Consider the following 6,619-nt stretch of genomic DNA (forward strand, 5'->3'; position numbering starts at 1 on the left):
GCCGTCACGGGCTGTACTCCGATACTCGGGGTGATCAGGAAATCAGGCGGGGTCGTTCAGTTCGGCCACGAAGTCGTAGGTGTCGCCGCGGTAGTAGGACTGGGTGACTTCCACCGCCCGGCCGTCCTTGAGGAAGCCGCGCCGCTCGAYSAGCAGGCCCGCGTCCTTGACCGGCACGCCCAGGAGGTCGGCCTGTTCGGCGGCGAACAGGATGGCGCGCAGCCGCTGCAGGGCGCGCACCGGGCGATGACCGGTCTTCTCCAGCGCCTCGTAGAGCGAGGTCTCGACGATCTCGGTGGAGGGCAGGGCGAAGGCGGCGATGGTGGTGTATTCGACGGCCATCGGCGCGCCGTCGGCATAGCGGATGCGCGCGAAGCGATAGACCGGGGTTCCGGGAGACAGGCCCAGCGTCAGCGACTCCTCGGGGGTCACCTGGCCTTCGCCGCGGCTGATCCATTCGCTGTGCGGCACGCGACCGCGCGAGATCATGTCCTCGGAGAACGACGAGAGCTTGGAGAAGCTCTTTTCCACGCGTGCGGCCACGAAGGTGCCGGCGCCTTGTCGGCGCGTCAGCAGGCCTTCGCTGACCAGGCCGTCCAGCGCCTTGCGAACGGTGATCCGCGAAATGCTGAATTCTTCGGCAAGGTCGCGCTCGGCCGGCAGGGCGTCGTCGGGCGACAGGATCTTCTTCTGGATCGCCTCGCGCAGGGCGCGCTGCAGCTGCTTGTACAGCGGGGCGTGGTCCTGCCCGTGGCCGTCCAGGCGTCCGATCTTTTCGGAAAACAGCATCACGTCCCAACCCCTTGGCGTACGGCCGCCAGGCCCCCAACCGCTCGGATCCGGCCGACCCGATGACCGGTGCAACAGTTCATGACCATTTTCATACCAATTATCTCGTGGTCTGCAATTGGTTCTTTTTAGGTCTTGTCAGGTGCAAAAATTTCGTCACAGTCACACTCCGAGGCCTGAGAAGTACCGCTCGTTGCGGGTTCGCCGCGAGAAATTGGTATCAGATTGGGCTTTGGGGTTCGGCTCCGGGTCCAATGGCCCGGCACAAAGGGGAGAAGCCGAGTTATGAAGAGCATCCACAAAGCGGTCTTGACCGCTTCCGCCAGCCTGCTGGCCGTACTGGTCGCCGCGCCCGCGATGGCGCAGGAGACATCGACCTCCGTAGAGGAGGTGGTCGTCACCGGCATTCGCGCGTCGCTGCAGCAATCGATCCAATCCAAGCGTAACGCCGACGCCATCGTCGACGTGGTCACCGCCGAAGACGTCGGCAAGTTTCCGAGCTCGAACGTCGCCGAAGCGCTGACGATCGTGCCCGGCGTCACCGTCGACCGCCAGTTCGGTCAGGGTGAAAAGGTCTCGATCCTGGGCACCGACCCGGCTCTGAACCGCACTCTGCTGAATGGTCAGACCGTGGCTTCGGCCGACTGGTTCATCCTTGATCAGCCCGGCCGCACGTTCAACTACGCCCTGCTGGCGCCGCAGATCGTCGGCAAGGTCGAAGTGTTCAAGTCGCCGGAAGCCCGCATCGATGAGGGGAGCATCGGCGGCACGGTCATCGTCAACACCCGCAAGCCGCTGGACCTGAAGCCGCTGACGCTGCAGGGCTCGCTCAGCTACCTCTACAACGACCGCTCCAAGGAGTCCGACCCGCAGGTCGCCGTCCTGGGCAGCTGGAAGAACGAGGCGGGCACCTTCGGCGTCGCGGTCTCGGCCCAGCACGCCAAGGACCAGCTGCGCCGCGACGGCATCGAGTCTTACGGCACGATCCCGGCCAGCTACTACAACGGCGGCAACGCCGAGAACCCGGTCAGCTCGATCACCAACGGCAACTGCACCGGGACCTGCGCCACCACCCTGGCGGCCAATCCGAATGCCCGCGGCGTCAACTCGCTGTCGGTCTCCTATTTCGAGCAGGAGCGCGTTCGCGACAGCTACACCGCCGCCGTCCAGTGGCGCCCGACCGACGCCCTCGAGCTGAACTTCGACTGGCTGAAGATCAAGGCCACCTACGACAACACCAACCAGTCGCTGTTCGCCTTCCAGGGCAACACCTGGAACAGCCTGGGCGCGCTGACCGCGATCACCATCGAGGACAACGTCATCCGCAAGGCCTCGTTCAAGCATGCGCTGAGCGTGCTGGACGTGCAGTACCGCGAGGCCGAGCTGAACTCCGACACCTACCACTTCAACGGCAAGTGGACGGGCGACGGCTTCGACGTCTCGGGCGACGTCGGCTACTCCAAGGCCGACGGCGGCACCAAGCGCCAGCTGTACGGGGAGTTCCTGAACTGGGCCGACTACACCGTCGACTTCACCGGTACGCCGGGCTCGCCGGGCGTGCTGACCTACACCAACCCGACCGCCGACGGTAATCCGCTGAGCGACGCCAGCAAGTTCTCGTTCGATGGCGGCTGGGGCGCGGGCGACCCGTCGGTTCCGGGCGCGCCGGGCTACAACTCCGGCTGGGGCGGCAACATCGTCTCCAAGCCGACCACCGACAAGGAAACCTACGGCCAGCTCGACTTCGGCAAGGACTTCGACGGCGTGATCAAGCGCGTCCAGTTCGGCTACAAGTACCGCAAGCACGAGACCACCCAGGCGATGTCGGGCGTCACGGTCGCCGTCTACGGCAACCCGGCCAGCGCCTCGCAGTTCAGCCCGTCGATCGTGCCGAGCAACTATCTGAAGGGCTTCGACGGCGTCACCGACGCCATGGGCAGCCGCTTCAAGATCGACGGCAAGGCGCTCGCCGACTACATCGACGCCGGCGGCTACCTGCGTCCGTGGCAGGCCAAGCCGGTTCCGACGGTGTTCGGCAACGCCGAGTTCACCGCCCAGAACTGGGGCATCGAAGAGACCATCAACGCCCTCTACGGACAGGCCAACTTCGAGGCTGAGAACGTTCGCGGCAACTTCGGCCTGCGCTACGTGAAGACCGAGTCCGACAGCGGCGGCTACGCCTGCGTGAACCAGACCGCCACCGGCTGCGGCACGACCGCCGCCGACTGGGCCTGGAAGGTGAAGTCCAAGAAGTACGAGGACTTCCTGCCCAGCCTGAACGTCATCGTCGACGTCCAGGAAGACCTGGTCTTCCGCTTCGCCGCGGCCCAGGTGATCTCGCGTCCGAACTACGCTGACATGTCGAACTACTTCTGGCTCTCCGACCAGATCCTGACCGGCGGCGGCGGCAACCCGGACCTGAACCCGTACAAGTCCAGCAACGTCAACGCCTCGCTGGAATGGTACTTCGCGCCGGAGGCCATCCTCTCGGTCGAAGCCTTCCACAAGGACATCAGCAACTACATCCTGCAGCAGACGGTCGCCGAGCAGCACTTCAACCAGGCGCGCAACGCGGTCACCACCTACCAGATCAGCCGTCCGACCAACGCCGGCTCCGCCACGGTCAAGGGCTTCGCGGCCGCTTACCAGCAGAGCTTCGGCATGGGTTTCGGCCTGCTGGCCAACTACACCTATGCTGATGGCGAAGCCGACGGCGGCGCTCCGCTGCCGTACAACTCCAAGCACCAGATCAACGTCAGCCCGTTCTACGAGCACGGTCCGTTCTCGGCCCGGGTGACCTACAACTGGCGCTCGAAGTACTTCACGGGCCTGGATCGCGGCGACCAGATGTTCGTCCGCGCCTTCAAGGGCCTGGACGCGACCGCCGGCTACGCCTTCAGCGAGAACGTCAACCTGTCGGTCTCGGCGCAGAACCTGCTCGACAGCGAGTACTACGCCTACGCCAACACCACCATGCTGCCGCGCGGCGTCTACCGCACCGGCCGCAAGCTGCAGGCGACCCTCAACGTCGCCTTCTAGGACCGGAACCGGAGGCGCGCCCCGCGGCGCGTCTCCGATACCGCCGATTTGCATCGCGCGCGGCTTGGTTCAGGATCGCCCTCATGACCCGCCAGGCCGCGCCGATCGCCCTCATTCCCCTCCTGACTGCAAGCAGCGAGCTGGGGCGGGACGGCTTTGGCCGGCCCGCCCCCTTTTTGCCGACGGCTTGCCGGTGAGAGCGTCCCGCACATGATCCAAGCTTCACGCGCCGCCCTGTTCCTGGCCTGCGCCGTCTCCGTGGTTCTGGCCGCGCCGGCCCTGGCGGCGCAGCCGCTGACCCTGACCCCCGCGCCGGTGAAGGCCCAGGCGGTCGACGGCAGCTTCCGCCTGACCGGCGCCACCCGCATCCACGTGGCCAAGGGCGACGTCGAGGCGCGAGGCGTGGCGCTCCAGCTTTCCGACCTGCTGCATCGCGCCCGGGGGATCCGCCCGGCCGTGGTGGAGGGCGAACCTGCCGCCGGCGAGGCGGCCATCTGGCTCGTTCGCGGCGGCCCCGACGGCGAAGGCTATGGCCTCGACGTGGCGCCCGGCGGGGTGAAGATCACGGCGCTGAAGCGCGCGGGCCTGTTCTATGGCGCGATCAGCCTGTGGCAGCTGGCGGTGCAGGACGAGACCAGGGGTCCCGTCGACGTGCCGGCGGCCAGGGTCGAGGACGCGCCGCGCTTCGCCTGGCGCGGCTTCATGCTCGACAGCGCCCGCCACTACCAGTCGGTCGACACGATCAAGCTGCTGATCGACGGCATGGCCGCCCACAAGCTCAACACGCTGCACTGGCACCTGGTCGACGACCAGGCCTGGCGCCTGGAGATCAAGAAGTATCCGCGGCTGACGCAGGTCTCGGCCTGGCGCACCCCGGCCGGCGCGGCCGCCCGCGATCCCAAGACCGGCAAGGCCGTGCGCTACGGCGGCTTCTACAGCCAGGACCAGGTGCGCGACCTGGTCGCCTACGCGGCGGCCCGTAACGTCACCATCGTTCCCGAGATCGAGATGCCGGGCCACGCCCTGGCGCCGATCGTGGCCTATCCGAAGCTGGGCCTGACGCCCAATCCGCCGGCCCTGTCGATGCACGACTGGGGGATCTTCCCCTATCTCTACAACGGCGACGACGGCACGTTCGCCTTCCTCRATGACGTGCTCGACGAGGTCATGGACCTCTTCCCCTCGCAATACATCCACGTGGGCGGCGACGAGGCCGTGAAGGACCAGTGGAAGGCCAGCGCGGCGATCCAGGCCAGGATCAAGGAGCTGGGCGTCAAGGACGAGCACGGCCTGCAGAGCTGGTTCATCCAGCGGGTCGAAAAGCACATCAACGGCCGCGGCCGTCGTCTGATCGGCTGGGACGAGATCCTCGAAGGCGGCCTGGCCCCCAACGCCACCGTGATGTCGTGGCGCGGGATCGACGGGGCCATCGCCGCCGCCGGCCAGGGCCACGACACGGTGCTGTCGCCCGAGCCGACCCTCTATTTCGACCGCCGCCAGAGCACCTCCGTCGACGAGCCGCCGGGCCGCATGACGGTCAGCAGCCTGAAAGACGTCTACCAGTTCGACGCCGCGCCCGACGCGCTGACGGCCGACCAGCGCAAGCACATCCTGGGCGTCCAGGCCAACCTGTGGGTCGAGCACATCCGCACCGACGAGCGGGTGCAGCTGATGGCCTTCCCGCGTCTCGTCGCCCTGTCGGAAACCGCCTGGACCCAGGAAGAGCGCCGCGACTGGAACGGCTTCACCACCCGCGTGCCGGCGCAGATGGCCCGCCTGAAGGCGCTGGGCCTCAAGGCCAACACCGCGCCGTTCGAGCCGCAGGCCACGTTGCGCCCCGGCCAGGACGGCGCGATCGCCGCCAGCCTGAAGAGCGGGCTCGAGATCGGCCAGGTGCGCTACACCACCGACGGCTCCGAGCCGACCCCGGCCTCGCCGGCCTATGGCGAGGCCCTGTCGCTGAAGGCGGGGACCACCCTGAAGGCCCGCAGCTTCCTGGGCGAGGCGCCGCTGGGCCGCACCCGCGCCTGGACGGCCACCCAATGGGCCGCCGAAACCCGGGTCAGCCGCCAGCTCGAGCTGTGCGGCAATGCGATCCCGCTGCTCTTTGAGGACGACGCGCCGGAAAACGGCCGCGACGGCGAGCGCGCCATCTTCGCCACCGACGTCATGAAGCCGTGCTGGGTGTGGAAGGGCGCCGACCTGTCCAAGGGCCTGAAGCTGACCGCCCGCGTCGGCCAGACGCCGTGGAACTTCCAGATCGGCAAGGCCAAGGACCAGATCGTGGTGCGCAAGCCCGCCACGCCCGACGGCGAGCTGGAGGTCCGTCTCGGCAGCTGCGAGGGCGAGCGCATCGCCGCCATCCCGCTGGGCAAGGCCGGGCGCGGTCCGGGCCTGGGCGTGGTCAGCGGCGCCTTGCCGGCCCGCGACGGCGTCCACGACCTGTGCTTCTCCTTCACCGCCAAGGGCCTCGATCCGATGCCCGCCCTCGACCGCGTCACCCTGACCGCGGCCGGCCAGTAGTCTCCACCAGTAACGTTCCGGCGAGAGTTCTCCACGTGTCCACGCTCGTTCTTTCTTCGCCCCTCCAAGGCTGGGTAGCGTCCCTGGAGGAGACGCCGGACGCGGTGTTCGCCGAGCGTATGCTGGGGGATGGGCTGGCGATCGATCCGACGGGTTCGGTGCTGCATGCGCCGTGCGACGGGCGGGTGATCTCGGTGCATCGGGCGCGGCACGCGGTGACGCTGCGGGCGGGCAACGGGGCCGAGATCCTGATGCATGTGGGTCTGGA

General features: G+C 67.7%; 4 protein-coding genes. 3 read left to right on the forward strand and 1 reads right to left on the reverse strand.

Features of this window, described 5'->3' with window-relative positions; translation table 11 throughout:
• Positions 1 to 42: 42 nt before the first annotated feature.
• The gene (locus tag AC1DCG_RS24665; protein WP_477041734.1) at positions 43 to 789 is read right to left on the reverse strand and encodes a GntR family transcriptional regulator; all 747 of its coding nucleotides are present in this window, start codon (positions 787 to 789) and stop codon (positions 43 to 45) included.
• A gap of 309 nt (positions 790 to 1,098) precedes the next feature.
• Between AC1DCG_RS24665 and AC1DCG_RS24670 the strand changes: the two genes are divergently transcribed.
• From AC1DCG_RS24670 to AC1DCG_RS24680, 3 genes are all read left to right on the forward strand, one after another.
• Complete coding sequence (locus AC1DCG_RS24670) at positions 1,099 to 3,828, forward strand: TonB-dependent receptor (RefSeq protein WP_477041735.1); 2,730 nt, start codon at positions 1,099 to 1,101, stop codon at positions 3,826 to 3,828.
• Between the two features lie 210 nt (positions 3,829 to 4,038).
• Entirely contained in the window at positions 4,039 to 6,351 is a 2,313-nt protein-coding gene (locus AC1DCG_RS24675) for a family 20 glycosylhydrolase (protein WP_477041736.1), read from the forward strand.
• A 35-nt stretch (positions 6,352 to 6,386) separates the two neighbouring features.
• A partial coding sequence (locus tag AC1DCG_RS24680) for a PTS sugar transporter subunit IIA (protein ID WP_477041737.1) occupies positions 6,387 to 6,619 on the forward strand: 233 nt, incomplete at its 3' end.

Source organism: Caulobacter sp. 10L414 (assembly GCF_056395525.1).